This is a genomic window from Clostridium sp. CM036 (genome assembly GCF_055081135.1).
In genome coordinates, this window is record NZ_CM143652.1 from 107471 (window position 1) to 125671 (window position 18201).

An 18201-nucleotide genomic window follows, 5' to 3' on the forward strand; every position below is an offset into this window, starting at 1 on the left:
AGATGCACAATAGTATGGAACTTCACTTTTCAAGCTCTTATTTGGAGTCACGCAGGAGAAACTTCATACGGATTGCACTCTTATTTTATAATTAATTCAAATAGTTTTTTAGCTGCCTTTTTAGGACCATCTTTTTCTTGTCCTTTTACACCCAAGGAAGTTCTGATTTGTCCAACTTTTACCCCTGTTTTGAAGAATTCGTCAAAATAGTTCACTAGAAGTACATCTACTAGTTCTTGTTTTTGAACAGGACCAAAAGGGTTTGCAAAATAAGAGGTTACAAGACCTAATTCAGTAGTAGTACCTTTTGCCATCCTTGACCCTCTTTTGCAAACATCAATAGCGTCCGCAGGATTCGTAAAGAAATTAATTTCTTCAATATCACAGGTTACTTCTTCATAATTATTTGCATAGAGAAATAAATCTATGGGATAACCCTTAATAATATCTTTATAGCTTGCTACTGGCATAACAAGTCTTGCATTAATTTTATCAGGATTCATAAATATGCTTCTATCAATTTCTTTAAAGGCATAACCTGCATCTAAATCATCGAGTCTTACGAAAGCACCAATTTCAGTTCCAAAGGCTAATGGTTTAGCACCTTCGTTTAGAGTAAGAACGCCCATGTCATCAAAGACTATGGTCATGTCACTGATATAATCTTCACTTAAACTTCTAAAGGCTTCTAAGCATTCAGACTTACCCGCACCGCTATCACCCATGATAACAATATTTGCGCTGTTACCATTATTCATAATAATGTTTACCATTGCGCCATGAATTGGCAGAGAACCGCGTTTAATCATTATTAAGTTATGAAGTGTTAAGGTCATCTTTTTTACATATCCGAAATAATCAATTTCATCGCCATAACTTATATAGCCAAGCATGATATTATTTGCTACATCATCATAAAATACTGTGCTGCCTTTAGAAGAGGAATTTTTAATATTAGAAGAATCTTTACCACCAAAAACAAAAACTATATCTGGCTTAATGCCCCTATATTCGCTTTCACTTGCCATTTCAAAGAGGTTACATAGCGTTATTGCATGGGCCATAAAATCTCTGTGAATATAAATGAATGCAAGTAAAGTGCCTACTTTAGCTGGATAACAAAACCAATGGTCTGTGCTTATAGTACAATTTTTCAATGGGTTTTCAAAGCATTCATTAAAAATTCCATTACGAGTATTCTTTTTAGGGTAGCTTATATAAGGTAAATCTAATATTATTGAATCAATAAATGGAACGTCTTTTAATAGCTCATATCCAGAAGGCATTGGCCAATATGCATTATTAACAATTAGACCAGCATTGCCACCTGCGGGCAGTTGCCTGTAAACCTTAGGTTTATATCCAACAACATTCTCTTCAATTTTTCTGTATAAATTAAGTATAAGCATTGAAAAATTATTGTTAGCTTCAACAAAGCTTGTTTTCTCAAGGCCATCATTGATTTTATTGTTGTGAATTACAGTGTATCTTTCAAGTTTTCTCCAAAAGCCATAGAAATCTTCTATAAAATCAATAAAAGTATCCTTGCTACTTATAAGGGAACTATATTTAGTGTTTAAATTTGTAATCTCATGTACATTTAATACAGATAAGAGTTTAAATAAATGTACAATGAAGACATCTAAATTCTCATTGTCTGTGTGTGCATTTTGGATTAAATATTTATATATATTCGATTTTTTCTTTTTTATTTTTTTGAGATATGCGTTGAAAACCCGTCGAAAGCCAGCACTTTCTAATAGGGTTTCAGGACTATTACAGTATTTTGCAGTGAAATTTATCATTACTTTATCGTTACTTAAAGAAAATTCTTTTTTCAAATTGGCACCTCCATATGTGAGTAGATAATTTTTGCGTTTTAACGAAATGAAATTAATATAAAAAAACATTTCATAAGTGACGGTTGAAACTTGAATACTATAATATAATACTGCAAAAATGAAATATTAACAACACCTAAATTGCATAAATCGTATTTTAATATATTATGCACATGAAAATATACAGGGATATAGACATACTAGGATACTGAATTGTTATTTTTAAAATGTGCTTTATAATAATAATATATTAGAGTAACTAGATATTGGCAACTATCTTAATGTTTATGTGGAGCTTATCATATTTAAGCATAAAGGTTATATCAGAAGAGGTAGAGCCAACATTATCGGCATTTTATAGATTTATGTTAGCTGCAATAATTTTATTTATAACATTAAAAGTGAAATTCCATAAGGAAAAAGTTTTAAAAGAGGAGAAGTTTAAATTTGCCTTGGGTGGTCTCTTTGGAGTAACACTATATTTTATATTTGAGAATAGGAGACTTGATGACTCTTGGAGCAGTATTTTCTTGGATGATTTACAACATTGTTTGTAGTAGTTTTAAAGGGAATTATAAAGTTATAACTATAAATACTTATGAAATTATGTAGGGGTAATTATTATAACCTACTATTAGAAAAAGCGCATAGCGCTAATTTTTTGAAAAGACAACTAATGTTCATCAGGAAATATCGCATTTATAACGTTTATGATGGTTTCATTACAAATTTTATAATTAATTTGTAGACCATTTCTTTCACCTTTGATAATTCCAAAAGATTTTAGTTTTTGAAGATGCTGAGAGACGGTGGATTGAGGAAGGTTTAAACAGTTCTGCATATAGCTAACATTGCAGCGTCCTTTGTTCATAAGTCCTCTAATAATACATATTCGTGCAGGGTGAGCAATAGCTTTTAATAAATCAGCAATTTCTGTATATTGTTCAAAATTCGCATTCATAAAAAATCTCCTTTTAAAAATCAATAAATTTTATCTTAGATTTGTTTTATACATTATATGTAATGAAAAATATAACAACTTATAATATATTAATATTCTTATATTAGTATATTACGATATAAATGTCAATATACTCGCAAAAAAATTATTTGAAAAGCCTAAAAAAGGACTATATTAATTTTTGAATTAATATAGTCCTTAAACTCGCAAATACCTATTTGAATCTCATTCCTCTACTATGACGATTTTTACGTCGGTTGATAGAAGAAATTAATAATACAATTAATGCTAAAACTACGATTAGTACAATGGCAGCTGCAGCATAGATAATTATATTATCTTTAATAAGAGCAGATTTTGAAATCATTGGATATAATTTATAGCTTTTTTCAGCATCTTTTTGTTTGAAAAGTAATGTCCCAACAGAAGTCTTTTTATTAAGTTTCCATGCATTCGTGAGGGAAACTTTAGAGGAAGTTTGTGGTGCGACATCATTTTTATAAAAAGTCACATCTTCCTTTGACTCTAATGGCACATCAATTGTTTTTTCTGGTCCTATGAATGGAATAACCTTATAGGGTACAGAAATTGTTTTGATTTCAGTAGCTTTTTTATTAAGCACTTCTTTTTTAGCGTCATAACTAAAGTCAATTAGTTTTTTCATATCTTCAAATACCTTTGTATCTTTTGCATCATTCTCAGAATTCATAACAACGCCTATGATATGGCGACCGTTACGTTCATATATAGAAACTAAGCATCTTCCAGCCTTTTCTGTATAGCCAGTTTTACCACCTATGTTGCCTTCTATGCCAAGAAGTTTATTTCTATTCTGAACAGTAGCTTCGACCCCATTAGCAGATTTTATTATACTTGTTTTTTTACCCATAGACTTTTTTACCCAATCATTTTTATAAGCAGCTCTACCTAAAAGAGTTAGGTCATAAGCAGTTGTATAATGTTGATCATTTTTATCATCCAAACCATTAGGTGTGATAAAATGAGAGCCTTTCATTCCTAGATTCGTAGCCTTGTCATTCATCATTTTAGCAAAATTAGTTGGATTTTGACCAACGTTATCGGCAATCATATAGGCTATATCATTTCCCGAATAAAGAAGAAGTCCATCCATTACGTTGTCAGCGGACATTGTATCTCCAATTGCTACAGGCTGTACATTTAGATTATAAGAGTAAGATGGTTGTTCTTTTGCAGTTTTTGTATAATTTAAATTATCTGTTGATTTTTTATTTTCAGCTAGTAGTAAAGCTGTAATAAGCTTTGTAATACTTGCTGGGTACATCTTATTATCAATGTTTTTGGTGTAAATAATTTCGTTAGTATCCATATCTACAGAAATGGCAGCTTTACCAATTAATTCTGGTGGGTTAACAGCAGCTAAAACAGTTGTAGAAAATATTAAAGTAAACACTAGTGTAAATAATAAAAGCCGATTTTTTCTTTTCAATTTTCATCTCTCCATTTGTATTGAATTTTATCTTTATCTATTGATAATTATAAAGCAAGTATATCATTTTAAGATATTAAGAACAAGGTACATTGATTAATGAAGATGTATTTAGGATGAAGTTAATACAATATATTTATGTTTGATATGTGAGAACCAAAATAATGAAAGGTTTGGTTTATTATTTGAGTATCTTGGTATAGTATATAAGTAGGTTGAATCAGGAGGTAATAGGTATGGTAAATAAGCTAGAAAAAATATTTAAAAATAGAGATTCTAAGGTTATTGGAGAATTTAAAGAAAGTGCAGTTATGATATTACTTACGGAGGATGCAGAGGGATTATCTATTGTATTTGAAGTGCGTGCACACAAATTAAGAAGCCAGCCAGGTGATGTTTGTCTTCCAGGTGGAAAGGTGGAACTAGATGAAAATCCAAGGGAAACTTCTATAAGAGAAACTATGGAAGAATTAAATTTGAAAATCGATCAAATTGAAATTATAGGGGATATGGATTATTATATAAGCCCTTATGGTAACTTGCTATATGCTTTTGTAGGCAAACTAAAATATGGTGAAATAAATCCTAATGAGGATGAAGTAGATCACGTTTTTAAAGTTCCACTAAAATTCTTTTTGGAAAATGAACCACTGCTTTATAGAATGGAGATAGGTCCCATAAACCAAGAGGGTTTTCCTTTTCATTTAATAAATGGAGGAAAAGACTATAAGTTTAGAAAAGGGTATCTAGATGAGCATTTTTATGAATATAATAACTATAAGATATGGGGTTTTACAGGGCAGATTATTAAAAGTTTTATTGAAATTTTACAAAACAGTAATAAGAAATAGATTATTACTGTTTTGTAGTTATATTATTTACTGCGTGCGACTTTGTTTTTCTTAATGAATAATAAAACACTTAGTGAGATAAGAACCAAATAGATAAAAACATATATAATTGAAACTAATCCTGATTTATAGAAAAATTTTAGATAAATAAACGCACTTTGCGATATTAAGGCCCAAAATAGAGAAATAAAAGCCATGATATTATTTCCGTGTCTCCAATGCTCAGGGTCTTTCATTGATCCAATGATTTTATCTCGTCTTTTACTTTTATCACCTGTGTTAATTACTAGAAATTTGTAATACAAGAAAAATATAAATGATACTATAGAAATTGCAAAAAACATATATGATAATGAAGTACTGGTTACATTCAAAAAAATCACTCCTTTTAGCAATTAATATGCCCTAAAAGTTAAAAAATATGTTTAGTTAGCTGATGATTAGCATACTTAATTTGAACATATCAAAAAAAGAGTGGAAAAGTCCACCCTTTAAAAATCACTATTCTTTGTTGTCAGAGACGATGCCTTCATAATAATCAGTTCCCCACTTACACATAACGTCTAATATAGGCATTACACTTTTGCCTTGTTTTGTTAAAGAGTATTCTACCTTAGGAGGAACTTCTGCATAAACTTTTCTATGAACCATTTCATATGATTCTAATTCTCTAAGCTGTTGTGTTAACATTTTTTGTGTTATTCCACCCATGGAGCGTTTCAATTCGCTAAATCTTAATACACCGTTTTGGGCTAATTTCCAAAGAATAATTGGCTTCCACTTACCACCTATTATATCTAGTGTTAACTCTATGGCACAACTATATTCTTTATTATTTATTTTCATAATTTTATCGCTCATAATACCTCCTAGTGTTAGTTCGAGTGGTAACAGTTCTTAGTATACTAAGTAACTTATAAGTGAGTACTTGATTAAAAAACCTTTGGTATATACAATTATATCATTGATATATTTTATATACAATGATATAATCCTCCTTAAAAAAGGAGGGAAAGAAATGAAAGAAATTCATACATGGCATAAAGAGACTATTGGGTCAAAAGTAGTAGAGGTTCTTAAAAAAAATGGTTTTTCAGCAGTTTATTTAAAAAAAGGTGAGGAAGCCTCAGAATTTATAATGAGTAATGTACACAAGGGTGACAGAGTAGGTTTTGGAGGATCAATGACTATAAGTGAACTTGGTATACAAGAAAAGGTAAAGGCCATGGGAGGAGTTGTGTTAGATCATGGTGATCCAACTTTAACACCTTACGAAAAAGTGGAGACTATGAGGGGTGAGCTCCTTAGTGATGTTTATTTATGTAGTTCTAATGCTGTAACTTTAGATGGAGAGCTTGTTAACGTTGATGGGGCAGGAAATAGAGTGGCAGCAATGAGCTTTGGACCTAAAAAAGTCATTGTTGTAGTAGGGGTTAATAAAATTTGTAAAAATGAAGCTTCAGCTTTTGAACGAATAGAACAAATTGCGGCACCAAAGAATAATATGAGACTAAATATGCCCAATCCTTGTACTAAGACGGGAGTTTGCAATGACTGCAAAACAGATACTAGAATCTGTAGGATCTATTCTGTAATTAAAAGAAAGCCTATGAGAACTGATATTACTGTAGTTGTAATTGGTGAGGACTTCGGTTTTTAACGATATTTCAGCACCGCAGGTGATGATTTAATGACATCTCAGAAGGGAAGATAATTTGTATATTTTTGTCTATATATTTATATGTAAAATTTAAAAAAGCACTTCAAATTATCACTAGAATGTCTTATAATGTTATGAGAGTAATGATGTTACTTAAATAACAAAATATGGGACGAGGTGATGAAATGTTACAGTGTGATTTTCTGACAACTATAGAAGAAGAAGTAGACTGCTTTAAGGAGTGTGCATTACATAAATGGGTAGATAATGGAGGGAAATGCCCGTTTGATGAATTGAGAAATTATAAACCATTTGATATTAAAAATATTTCTGATTATGATTTATTTAGTGATGATAAAACTTCACCACTTAGATTACTATACAAAGAATACTAGTAGGAATATTAATGAAAGTTTGTGTATAATATCTAATAATAGGATATAATTTAGTTTATAAATATACAATGCGGGGGAGTGAATTTAAATGGAAAGAACTTTGGTTTTAATTAAACCAGATGGAGTTAAACGAGGACTTATTGGGAAAATTCTTAATCAATATGAAGAGAAATCATTAGAAATTGTGTCGCTCAAAATGATTACTGCTACAAAGGACATTGCTAAAAAACATTATAGTGAACACGCAGGAAAGAAATTTTTTGATGCGTTAATAAATTATATTACTGAAGGTAAAATATGTGCAATTATTTTAATGGGTGAAAAAGCTGTTGATGTAGTGCGTAAAATCAATGGAGATAAGGATCCTGTAAAAGCGGAACTTGGCAGTATAAGAGGGAAATTCACTTTGGATAAAACTAAAAATTTAGTTCACGCCTCTGATAGCATTGAAAGTGCAGAACATGAGATTGCGTTATGGTTTCCGGAGCTTGCGAGCCTTCAAAAGCTTACATACCAAGATCAGTATAAGGGAACTGTTGATTTGTTTTCAAAAACAGATGGTCTATCAATAAATGTATAATTTTAACTAAAAGGCTAACCAATAATATTGGCTAGCCTTTTTAAGTATTTCCATATTAATCACATATTACATGTGGTTAATGAGAACCACAATGTCCACCGCAACCATTACAGGATTGTTTGCCAGCACTAGAACAATGGCTCTTGGCATCTTTCGGCAATAATGTCTTAATCCAAAATCTAGAATCTTTATAGGCTACTGTGAGTTCATTTATGTTTTCTAAAAGAGTTTCATCATATAATATTGGTAAATTATCAATATTATTTTTTATGTCTCCAGTTTTAAAATTATCTAAGTAAATATCAACTTTTGCAGTTTTGCAACAACCGCTGACGTATACAAATCGCACACTATCATAAGCATCGTCAAGTTTAATCATTTCCATAAGATTATCAAGAGCAATTTTTGAAAGCTTGATTTTTAAAGGTTGTGCCATAAGTCCTCCTAGTATAACTCTTGGGGATAACAAATATATTTCTGTTACTCCTCGAGGGTTTCAGAATAATGAGTTAATAGACCTTGCTTTAGGTTCCATAAATTCCAAGAAAGATCCACATAATATGCATGAGGATTATCAAATCTTAAAACTTCTGTCCATAACTTAGATACTTCTTGTTCAGAAAATGCTTTTATTTCCATAACAGACGGAGATTCATAAATCTGCTGTCCATTTTCAAATAGTTTAACCATAAGTTCTTTTACATAGTAATGTTTAAGATTTTTCTTTTTCCAGGTATAAACTGGATTAAATATTTCAAGTGGTCTACTTTCATCGATTTTCTCATCATGTAAGGTAATAAAATCTGCAATGGCCTTGTGTGATGTTTTATCGAAAATTCTATATAATTTTTTAAAAGCAGGATTGATGATTTTTTCTGCATTCTCACTAATCTTAATTTTTGGTATTATTTCTCCATCATTCTCAACTGCAACGAGTTTATAAACACCGCCAAACACTGGTTCCGATCTTGCAGTAATAAGTCTCTCACCAACACCAAAGTTATCAATTTGTGCCCCATTTTCCAAAACACCGCTTATAATATATTCATCCAGTGAGTTAGAAACCGTAATCTTTACATCTGAGTATCCAGCTTCATCTAAAATTACTCTAACTTTTTTAGTTAGATAGGTAATATCACCACTATCAATTCGTATTCCTTTAGGTCTTTTACCCATAGGTTTAAGTACATCATTAAATACTTTTATGGCATTTAGAATCCCAGAGCGTAGTACGTTATAAGTATCTATAAGAAGTACACAGTTATCGGGGTAGGTTATAGTCCAAGATTTAAAGGCATCATATTCAGTATCAAAAAGCTGTACCCAACTATGAGCCATAGTTCCAATGGCTGGGATATCAAACATTTCTTCAGCGATAGTGCAAGCAGTACCAACACAACCACCAATAACGGCGGCACGTGCTCCATATATAGCGCCATCATAGCCTTGAGCACGCCTAGAACCAAATTCCATAACAGGTCTACCCTTTGCGGCTCTACATATTCTACTCGCTTTTGTAGCTATTAAAGTTTGATGATTTATTGTGAGTAGTATCATTGTCTCAACAAATTGAGCTTGTATAATAGGTCCTTTAACTATAACCAAGGGTTCACCAGGAAAAACAGGATAACCTTCTGGCACCGCCCAGACATCACAAGAAAATTTAAAATCCTTTAAATAATCTATAAAATCATCTGAAAAATCATTTTTGCTTTTTAGATAGGATATATCATCATTTGAAAATTTCAAATTAGAAAGATATTCAAGTAATTGTTGTACCCCGGCCATAATACAATATCCACCACCGTCAGGTATTCGTCTAAAAAACATATCAAAGTAGGCAATTTTATCTTGAACATTATTATCTAAATAACCGTTTGCCATAGTTAATTCGTAAAAGTCTACCAGCATTGTTAGGTTTCTTTCGTTCCTCACATTAAAATCTTTTGAGTGTTTCATAATTTTTCCCCTTTGAAATTTAATAAAAGTATATAATGAAATTATAACATAATTATATATTAATGTTTAGATAAGATTATTAAAATAGTAAATTGGGTATAAGCATAATATATGAGCAATTTAAAGTAGGTGGATGAAAGTGGAGACAAAACATAATATGGATAATAAAATAGTAAGCAAGAAAATAAATTCGAAATTAAGTAAAGAGCAAAAGGATGCTGTTTATTCTGTTAACAGAAATTTATTAGTAACAGCAGGACCGGGTAGTGGTAAAACAGTAGTTATTGTTAATAGGATTGTTCATTTAATAAATGAGAAAAATGTTAAACCAAAAAACATTATTGTCATTACTTTTACAAGAGCTGCGGCTATTAATATGAAAAGTAGATATGTTGCTATTAATGGAAAGGAGAGGGTTCCGTTTTTTGGAACATTTCATGGTTTGTTTTATAAGATTCTTAAGAACTATTACGGACAGATAAACATAGTAGATACACTAGAGGTATATAAACTCATAAAAAATGTACTTATGTCATATTTGGATGAGGTAGGTGATGAAAAAGTAAAGGAAGTTATAAATAATATTTCAGTATTCAAAACAAGTGGAAAGCTAATGGAAAATTTCTCTCCAAGTATTGATAAAGGAATCTTTATAGCGGCCTATAACATTTATGAGCAGTATAGAAAAGAAAAAAACTTATTTGATTTTGATGATCTTCAAATAGGGTGCAGAGATCTGTTTATAAAAAATTACACAATACTTAAGGGGTATAGAAGTTTATTTAAACATATTTTAGTAGATGAATTTCAAGATTGTGATTCTATGCAAGTTGAGATACTAAAGCTTTTAAATGAAGAAAATTCTATTTTTGCAGTAGGAGACGAGGACCAATGTATTTATGGTTTTAGAGGGTCGAATCCTGAGTGCATGGTTAAGTTTTCAGAGCATTTTGTAGGTGGAGGGAAATTACCCTTGTCTACTAACTATAGATGTCCAAAGAATATAGTAGAAATATCCATGAACATTATAAAAAATAACGACTTGAGAAATGAAAAGGATATAACAGCATTTAAGCAGTATGATGGCATCGTTGCAGTACTTAACAATGTGAATGAGAACTCACAGGCAGAGGAAATTAGCTGTATTATTCAAAAATATAAGAAAAATAATGGAAAAAATTATAGAGATAATGTCATATTGTACAGAACAAACGTAGAGTGCAGAAGTCTAATAGATGTCTTTATCAAAAAAAGAATACCTTTTAAGCTTTTAGACAAGGAGTATGACTTTTTTCAACATTTCATTTGTAAAGATATAATTGCATATTTTAAATTAAGTATTGATAAAAGTGATAGAGAGAGTTTTGTCAGAATAATTAATAAGCCCTTTAGATATATAAGTAAACTAAACTTAGATAAATTAAAAAGAAATCCCGTAAAAGAAGACTGTTTTGAAATGCTAAAAGATATTGAAGAAATACCGGTATTTCAAATGAAGATGCTAGATAAGTTAAAAAAGGATATACATTTTTTAAATAAAATTTCATTAGAAAACGCTATAGATAATTTAGTCTTAAGTATAGGATATCATGATTATATTAAAGGGTATTGCACTAAATTTAAGATAGATTTAGGTGAGATGGAGGATGTTATTGACGAGTTTAGACAATCAGCAGAAGGATATAACTCTATAATAACTTTTCTAGCCCATGTGGACCAGGTTAAAGAGGAAATTAGTAAGCATAAGAAAAATATAGATGAGGATGCAGTAATACTTAGTACAATTCACGGTGTTAAAGGTATGGAGTTTGAAAATGTATACTTAATAAATTGCAATGAGGAAAATATCCCCCATGTAAATAGTATAGATAATAACCTAGAGGAAGAAAGAAGACTATTTTATGTTGGAATTACAAGAGCTATAAACAATGTTTGGCTTTGCATTAGTAAAAATGTAAAAGGAAAAGCGAAAGAAACCTCACGATTTATTAGAGAGTGCAATATTTTAGGATCAAGCGATTCGGATTTGCCTTTTAAAGAAGGCGACGCGGTGATGCATAAAAGTTTTGGGAGTGGAGTCGTAATTGCAATTACTAGTAAAGAGTTAGAGATTAAGTTTGAGGGAGAAATTATAAGAAAATTTGACGTCAATGTATTGTATAATAACTCTTTAATTTCAAAAGTATAGCAAATGTAATGCAATACATAACAACAATTGACAAAGTATGTAAATATGGTATACTGAAAAATGAATTGTGTATTAAGGAGGGTATTTAATGGTTGCCTTTAAGCAAATGTGGGATGATGTAAGGTTAATTTTGTCAAATGGAAAGCACTCAGATATAGAAATTGTGGAGAGATTTAACTGTGGATTTACAGTTAAAGAGAGAGGTAATATAATTTTTATTACAAGAGATGACTTCGTGGATTTTTGGTGCAAGCTATTGTACTATAATGAATTATCATTGGAACAGGCTTTAAAAGATGATAAATCAAAACCAAAATACATTTATACTATTATAAAAAAATTACCTTATGTATCAGAAAGTTCCGGTGTAATTAAGTTATTACAGTAGTTTTATTGAATGTTACAATATAATTTTATTAAGCTCATATTCTATGAATATGAGCTTAATAATTTAATTTACAGTGATGGGAATAATAGGAATGTAATTGAAATATATTGGGAAAAATAGCGTAAAGGGGTGTATATAGTGAATTTTTTAGATATGGCAAAAAATATTGAAAGTGAATTAATAGACATAAGAAGAGGCTTTCATGAAAACCCTGAATTAGGGTTTGATTTATTTAAAACCTCCCAGAAGGTAAAAGATTTTTTATTAAAGGAAGGCATTGAGTTTTATGAGGTAGCACAAACGGGAATCTGTGCTATTATTAGAGGCAAAGGTGAAAAAACTATTGCTTTAAGGGCAGATATGGATGCACTTCCATTGCAAGATAAGAAAATATGTGATTACTCCTCTAAAATTAATGGTAAAATGCATGCTTGTGGACATGATGCTCATACCACTATACTTTTGGGTGCAGCTAAGATATTAAATAGCATGAAGGATAAAATTCCAGGAAATGTTAAACTTTTATTTGAACCAGCAGAAGAAACAACTGGTGGTTCACCTTTAATGATTAAAGAAGGAGTACTAGAAAATCCTAATGTGGATGCTATTATTGGGCTTCATGTAGAAGAATTTTTAGAGGCTGGAACCGTTGGTTTAAAAAGAGGCGTAGCTTATGCAGCATCAAATCCATTTACTATAAAAGTAGTAGGTAAAGGAGGACATGGTGCAAGCCCACATATGACGGTTGATCCCATTGTAATAGCTAGCAATGTTATTATTTCACTTCAAAACATTGTAAGCCGCGAAATTCCACCTACAGATCCTGCAGTAATTACTATAGGATCAATTCATGGAGGTACAGCTCAAAATATTATACCCGAAGAGGTTACAATATCGGGAATTATTAGAACTATGAAGAGTGAACATAGAGAATATATAAAGACCAGATTAGTTCAGGTAGTGGAAGGCATCGTTACCGCTATGAGAGGGGAATGTGAAATTAGTATTGAGGAAAGTTATCCTTGTCTTTATAATAATGATAAGCTTGCAGAGATGTTTGAAAGTAAAGCAAGTCAAGTTATTTCTGAGAGTAATGTTTATAAATTAGATCAGCCTACTATGGGGGTGGAAAGTTTTGCTTATTTCTCTATGGAAAGGCCAGCACTATTTTATTTTTTAGGAAGTGGTAATAAAGAAAAAGGTATAGTAAATCCGGCTCATGGTAGTTTATTTGATATAGATGAGAGTTGTATATCAATAGGTGTAGCTATGCAATGTACATTAGCTTATGAATTTTTATTGAATTCATAACACATATTAGTATATAATTGATATTTGATGTGATTTTTTTAAATGTATTATAATTTATTACAAAATAAAAGGGTGATTTTTTATAAAATAAATTAGATTATATATAGAATTCGTCAATAGATAACAAGAGATAAAAGAAATAGGAGGATTATATGAGGATAGAAATTGGAGCGAATGAAGCGGGACAAAGAACGGATAAATTCATGAGAAAAGTACTTGGTGATGTGCCGTTAAGTAAAATATATAAAGCTTTTAGAAAAGGTGATATTAGGGTTAATGGTAACAAAATCAAGGAAAAACATTCTTTAGTACAAGGCGATATTGTTGAAACAAAATATATTACAAGTGAGTTTAAAAAAGAAGAGTTTAAAAGAATTGAAAACAATTTAAAAATTACATTTGAGGATGCTAATATATTAATGGTTGAAAAATGGCCGGGAGTTTTAGTTCATTCTGATAAAAAAGATGGCGAAGCTACTTTAATAGATTATGTGCTTTCTTATTTATATGATAAGGGAGATTATCAGCCAGAAAATGAAATAACATTTAAACCAGCACCTTGTAATAGATTAGATAGAAATACTTCAGGTATAGTTATGTTTGGTAAGAACTTTAAATCTCTTAAACTTTTAAATGAAATGGTAAGAGAAAGAAATGTTGAAAAATATTATATGGCTTTAGTAAGAAACAGAATTAAAGATGGGGTTTACGAGGGATATATATATAAAAATGAGGATGCAAATATATCACAGGTATTTGACACCGAGATGCCAGATACAAAAAAAATAGCAATGGAAGTTAAAACGTTGCAAAGTTGTGGTACATTTTCTTTAATAGATATTAATCTTTTAACAGGAAGAAGCCATCAACTTAGAGCGCATTTAAGCCATTTGGGTAATTCTATTGTTGGTGATTCAAAATATGGAGATAAAAAAATGAATAGTTTCTTTAACAACAAATATGGTTTAGATTACCAATATTTATATGCGTATAAGGCAATGTTTAAGAATTGCCCGGATGATTTATCTTATATGGAGAATAAAACTATTGCAGAGAGTTTACCACCAATATTAAAAAAGATTAAAAAGGATGTATTTAAATTTTAGAGGATGAGTTTAACGACATTTCAGAAGGAAAGTCTCCCACTTCTATAAGTGAGAGTTACCTACTATAAGTAGGCGTTACTTGCCCTAACAAATAGAAAACTTCAGGGGGAGTATAAATCTCCTTCTGAAGTCGTCAATGCATCTTCTGTGAAGATGTTGCAGCACCGCAGGTGATGATTTAACGACCCAGGAGATGATTTAATGAGTGAACAAGCAAATTCAAATAAACAATCTACAACAAAAGGTTTTGCCATATTATCTGCGGCAGGTTTTATGGTTAAGGTTTTATCACTACTTTATATACCTTTTTTAGGGAAAATACTAGGAGAGGATGGGTTAGGGGTATATTATTCAGCATACAGTATATTTACATATGTATATATATTAACAAATGCTGGTATTCCTGTGGCTATTTCTAAGATAGTATCAGAGCTCATAGCGGTAGGTAATTATAAGGATGCTGTAAAGACTTTTAAAATAGCTAGATTTTCGCTTTTGATATTAGGGATAGTTATGTCACTTTTAATGCTTATTTTCGTAGTACCTATAGCTAATGCAACCGAGAGTGATACTGCAAAATTAGCAATCATGGCACTCGCTCCAACTATTCTATTATCATCTGTATTATCAGCTTATAGAGGTTATTTTCAAGGGAGAGGGAATATGACCCCCACTGCTGTATCACAAGTATTAGAACAAATTGCAAATACTATATTTAGTTTAGTTTTTGCAGCGTGTTTTATAAAATATGGGCTAGCAGAAGGAGCGGCAGGCGGAACTATTGGAACAACTGTAGGAGCACTGGTTGCGGTAATATATATGATTTATGCTTATAAAAAAAATAGAATTTTTATAGTTCCAAAAGGGTATAATAAGTTAAATATAAAGAGATTAACTACTAAAAAAATAATAAAAAAGCTATTGGGTGTTGCCGTGCCAATGACAATATGTTTAGGAATACAACAATCAGGATTATTGATTGATTTAGGGGTAGTTAAATCAAGAATGTTATCTTCTGGAATGGATAAAGTGCAGGTTAGTATTTTATGGGGTGTGTTAAGTAAATATACGACATTAATAAATGTGCCTATAGCTATTATTACAGCTCTAGCCATGACTATTCTGCCTTCTATATCCGGCTTAATGGCACTTAAGGACAAAAAAGCTGTAAGAAGTAAAATTGATTATGCTTTTAGGCTGTGTTTTTTGGTGGCAGTACCTTCCGCAGTTGGACTTGCAGTTTTAGCTAAACCCATAGTATATTTAATCCAATATGGGTCTGACGTTTCAAGATTACTTACATATGGATCAGTGGTAATAATACTTATGGCTGTGGTTAGTATTCAAACTTCAATTCTTCAGGGGCTTGGAAAACTTTACTTAGTTACAATTTATGCAGTTCTGGGATTGATAGGAAAAATAATTACTAATTATATTTTTGTAGCAATTCCAACACTTAATGTATTAGGGGCTGTTATGGCCAACGGAGTAAGTTTTGCAATAATTTTGATGTTGAACTATAATACTATGAACAAAGCGCTAGGGATTAGAATTAAACTAGCTAGTCATGCAATAAAACCCATAATAGCATCAGGGGTTATGGCTGTAGTTGCAGGGTTCATGTATACTATCTTAAATTTTATATTCAGTCATATTAAACAAGGATATTTTGCTAATGCTGTTTCTATATTATTTACTATATGCTTAGCTATATTAACTTATTTCTTCGCATTAGTGATTATAGGTGGAATAACTAAAGATGATTTGGATGTATTTCCAAGAAAGATTAAGAAACTTATACCTAAGTATATTTTACAAAGAATTAAATAAAAAAAGTATATATTACTATTAATGCATTTTATACGTAATATATACTTTTTTTTATTCATCTCTCCAATTCACAAAAAAATATCTGATTATTTTCTTTTTTTTGTAAGCAGGATAGAAAATAGTAAAAGGGAGAAGCCAGTAGCAATAATTATTATGTTTTTAGTAACAAAGATAGAATTTGGCAACGTAGTATTTAAAATTTTTAATACAAAGTATAAGAGTGTGCTAAGACAGACATCAGTTAAAATTTCGCCTACTGAAAACTGTATATAGCAGCTTTTTTTAATTGCAATAATATTTAATATAAAGCTTATAATAGAGCTTATAATGAGAGCTATGCCGTAACCTAGAATGTTTAATTTTGGGATACCTAATAATACATATAGTAAAACAAGTTCAAGAATAGAGGTTACTATAGAATTTATTAAAAGAGATTTTTGTTTGCCAAGTCCGTTTAAAATTCCAAAGGTTGAACCAGACATATACATGAATGGCGCACTTAAGGAAGCAAGCCGTATGTAAACACCTAAGTCATATCTGTCGAAAAATAATTTTCCAAGGGAGTCTCCAGTACATAAACATATTATCATAGTTGAAAGTCCTAGTAAAAACGAAACTTTTATAACTTCGCGGACTCTACGCTCCAAACCGTTATAATCATTTTTACTAATACTTTTAGAAATATCTGGAGTTAAGATGGTTGACATGGATATTACAATAATAAAAGGAAAGAACACAATGCTCATAGCCATACCTGAAAATTTACCTATTAAGGATAAACTCTGCGTATACTCTATGCCTGCAGAAACTAGTCGCCCAGGGACAATCAATGTTGATAGCGCGGAAATTACAGTGTTTAAAAAGCCATTTAAACATAATGGGAATGAAACAACAAGGACATTAAATAAAAGTTGGGCCCTTCCTTCAGTTTTTTTATTGTAATTCTTAAATTTGGTTTTACTTTTTTCATAGAAGATAAAGAGTAGAATAAAACTTATAAGTTCCCCAATGGATAAGGCGATATATGTAGCAGTTACGGTAGTAGTTACATTTTTTAATGCGAAAAAATTTATAATTCCAAGTATTATGCCCATTCTTACGGTCTTTTCAACAATATCTATGATTGCAGGTACTTTAACATTGGAAATACCGTAGAAATAACCCTTATATATAGATGAAAGAGCAACAAAGATTAAAGCCGGGCAAATAACCCAAAGGGAGTATAATGTTCTTTGATCTTTTATTATATATGTACTAATAAAAGGTGAAAAAATAAATACTAAAGCTGCTATTAATATAGAAAATGCAAAATCAAAAACTAAGGCAGTATGTATAGATTTGTTTAAACTACCGTAATCCTTTAATTCGTAATAGGATGAAGCTTCTTTTGAAATAGCTGTTACCATTCCACCGCAAATAAGGCAAGTGAATAAATCATAAATAGGCATTACAAGGCTATATAATCCCATACCTTCTGCACCTAATTTTTTTGAAAGTAAAATTGAAAACATAAACCTTAATATACCAGCAGTTAAATTTGATACGGTGAGTATTATTGAGTCTCTATAGAAATTATCTTTAATCATAAAAGGATCCTCCTTGTTCTACTACCTGGGGAGATAACAGTTATTTATAATTAGTATGTGAAATTTAATAATTATAT

18 protein-coding genes are annotated in these 18201 nt (G+C 30.7%); 10 read left to right on the forward strand and 8 right to left on the reverse strand.

What is annotated here, in order from left to right; genetic code table 11:
* Positions 1-80: 80 nt before the first annotated feature.
* Positions 81-1841: a phosphoenolpyruvate carboxykinase gene (locus tag ACWJKE_RS00385; protein WP_220285997.1), complete on the reverse strand. Its 1761-nt coding sequence runs from the start codon at positions 1839-1841 to the stop codon at positions 81-83.
* A 287-nt stretch (positions 1842-2128) separates the two neighbouring features.
* Here ACWJKE_RS00385 and ACWJKE_RS00390 point away from each other — a divergent pair, with 287 nt between their 5' ends.
* Complete coding sequence (locus tag ACWJKE_RS00390) at positions 2129-2398, forward strand: EamA family transporter (RefSeq protein ID WP_216301710.1); 270 nt, start codon at positions 2129-2131, stop codon at positions 2396-2398.
* Between the two features lie 116 nt (positions 2399-2514).
* Here the strand turns inward: ACWJKE_RS00390 and ACWJKE_RS00395 are convergent, their stop codons facing one another.
* The gene (locus ACWJKE_RS00395; RefSeq protein ID WP_165411973.1) at positions 2515-2802 is read right to left on the reverse strand and encodes an ArsR/SmtB family transcription factor; all 288 of its coding nucleotides are present in this window, start codon (positions 2800-2802) and stop codon (positions 2515-2517) included.
* 214 nt (positions 2803-3016) lie between these two features.
* Complete coding sequence (locus tag ACWJKE_RS00400) at positions 3017-4270, reverse strand: D-alanyl-D-alanine carboxypeptidase family protein (RefSeq protein WP_216301711.1); 1254 nt, start codon at positions 4268-4270, stop codon at positions 3017-3019.
* Between the two features lie 236 nt (positions 4271-4506).
* On the opposite strand from ACWJKE_RS00400, the gene ACWJKE_RS00405 reads away from it, so the two are divergent.
* A complete protein-coding gene (locus ACWJKE_RS00405) occupies positions 4507-5121 on the forward strand; it encodes an NUDIX hydrolase (protein WP_216301712.1) in 615 nt (204 codons plus the stop codon).
* A 23-nt stretch (positions 5122-5144) separates the two neighbouring features.
* Here ACWJKE_RS00405 and ACWJKE_RS00410 read toward each other — a convergent pair whose 3' ends face one another.
* Positions 5145-5495, reverse strand: coding sequence for a hypothetical protein (locus ACWJKE_RS00410; RefSeq protein ID WP_216301713.1), 351 nt, complete (start codon positions 5493-5495; stop codon positions 5145-5147).
* Positions 5496-5622: 127 nt separating this feature from the next.
* On the reverse strand, positions 5623-5982 hold the full coding sequence (locus ACWJKE_RS00415; protein ID WP_165411969.1) for a winged helix-turn-helix transcriptional regulator: 360 nt from the start codon (positions 5980-5982) through the stop codon (positions 5623-5625).
* A gap of 157 nt (positions 5983-6139) precedes the next feature.
* Here ACWJKE_RS00415 and ACWJKE_RS00420 point away from each other — a divergent pair, with 157 nt between their 5' ends.
* The 3 genes from ACWJKE_RS00420 (at position 6140) to ndk (ending at position 7756) form a co-directional block, all read left to right on the forward strand.
* Complete coding sequence (locus ACWJKE_RS00420; RefSeq protein WP_220285996.1) at positions 6140-6781, forward strand: lactate utilization protein; 642 nt, start codon at positions 6140-6142, stop codon at positions 6779-6781.
* Positions 6782-6966: 185 nt separating this feature from the next.
* Complete coding sequence (locus tag ACWJKE_RS00425; RefSeq protein WP_165411967.1) at positions 6967-7176, forward strand: hypothetical protein; 210 nt, start codon at positions 6967-6969, stop codon at positions 7174-7176.
* 88 nt (positions 7177-7264) lie between these two features.
* Positions 7265-7756 carry a nucleoside-diphosphate kinase gene (gene ndk, locus ACWJKE_RS00430; RefSeq protein ID WP_216301715.1) on the forward strand — a complete coding sequence of 164 codons (492 nt, stop codon included), beginning with the start codon at positions 7265-7267 and terminating at the stop codon, positions 7754-7756.
* Positions 7757-7832: 76 nt separating this feature from the next.
* On the opposite strand, the gene ACWJKE_RS00435 is transcribed toward ndk, so the two are convergent.
* A complete protein-coding gene (locus ACWJKE_RS00435; RefSeq protein ID WP_165411965.1) occupies positions 7833-8192 on the reverse strand; it encodes a hypothetical protein in 360 nt (119 codons plus the stop codon).
* 44 nt (positions 8193-8236) lie between these two features.
* Positions 8237-9715, reverse strand: a complete 1479-nt coding sequence (locus ACWJKE_RS00440; RefSeq protein ID WP_165411964.1) for a nicotinate phosphoribosyltransferase — start codon at positions 9713-9715, stop codon at positions 8237-8239.
* Positions 9716-9872: 157 nt separating this feature from the next.
* On the opposite strand from ACWJKE_RS00440, the gene ACWJKE_RS00445 reads away from it, so the two are divergent.
* The 5 genes from ACWJKE_RS00445 to ACWJKE_RS00465 all read left to right on the forward strand — a co-directional run bounded on the left by ACWJKE_RS00445 (position 9873) and on the right by ACWJKE_RS00465 (position 16538).
* A complete protein-coding gene (locus ACWJKE_RS00445; protein WP_462959086.1) occupies positions 9873-11903 on the forward strand; it encodes an ATP-dependent helicase in 2031 nt (676 codons plus the stop codon).
* A gap of 88 nt (positions 11904-11991) precedes the next feature.
* On the forward strand, positions 11992-12291 hold the full coding sequence (locus tag ACWJKE_RS00450; RefSeq protein WP_165411963.1) for a hypothetical protein: 300 nt from the start codon (positions 11992-11994) through the stop codon (positions 12289-12291).
* 153 nt (positions 12292-12444) lie between these two features.
* Positions 12445-13602 (forward strand): M20 metallopeptidase family protein, encoded by a 1158-nt coding sequence (locus tag ACWJKE_RS00455; protein ID WP_253198063.1) that lies wholly within the window; start codon positions 12445-12447, stop codon positions 13600-13602.
* A gap of 152 nt (positions 13603-13754) precedes the next feature.
* Positions 13755-14708: an RluA family pseudouridine synthase gene (locus tag ACWJKE_RS00460; protein ID WP_216301717.1), complete on the forward strand. Its 954-nt coding sequence runs from the start codon at positions 13755-13757 to the stop codon at positions 14706-14708.
* A gap of 201 nt (positions 14709-14909) precedes the next feature.
* Positions 14910-16538 carry a putative polysaccharide biosynthesis protein gene (locus ACWJKE_RS00465; RefSeq protein ID WP_216301718.1) on the forward strand — a complete coding sequence of 543 codons (1629 nt, stop codon included), beginning with the start codon at positions 14910-14912 and terminating at the stop codon, positions 16536-16538.
* 86 nt (positions 16539-16624) lie between these two features.
* Here the strand turns inward: ACWJKE_RS00465 and spoVB are convergent, their stop codons facing one another.
* Positions 16625-18124: a stage V sporulation protein B gene (gene spoVB, locus ACWJKE_RS00470; protein WP_220285995.1), complete on the reverse strand. Its 1500-nt coding sequence runs from the start codon at positions 18122-18124 to the stop codon at positions 16625-16627.
* Between the last annotated feature and the right edge of the window lie 77 nt (positions 18125-18201).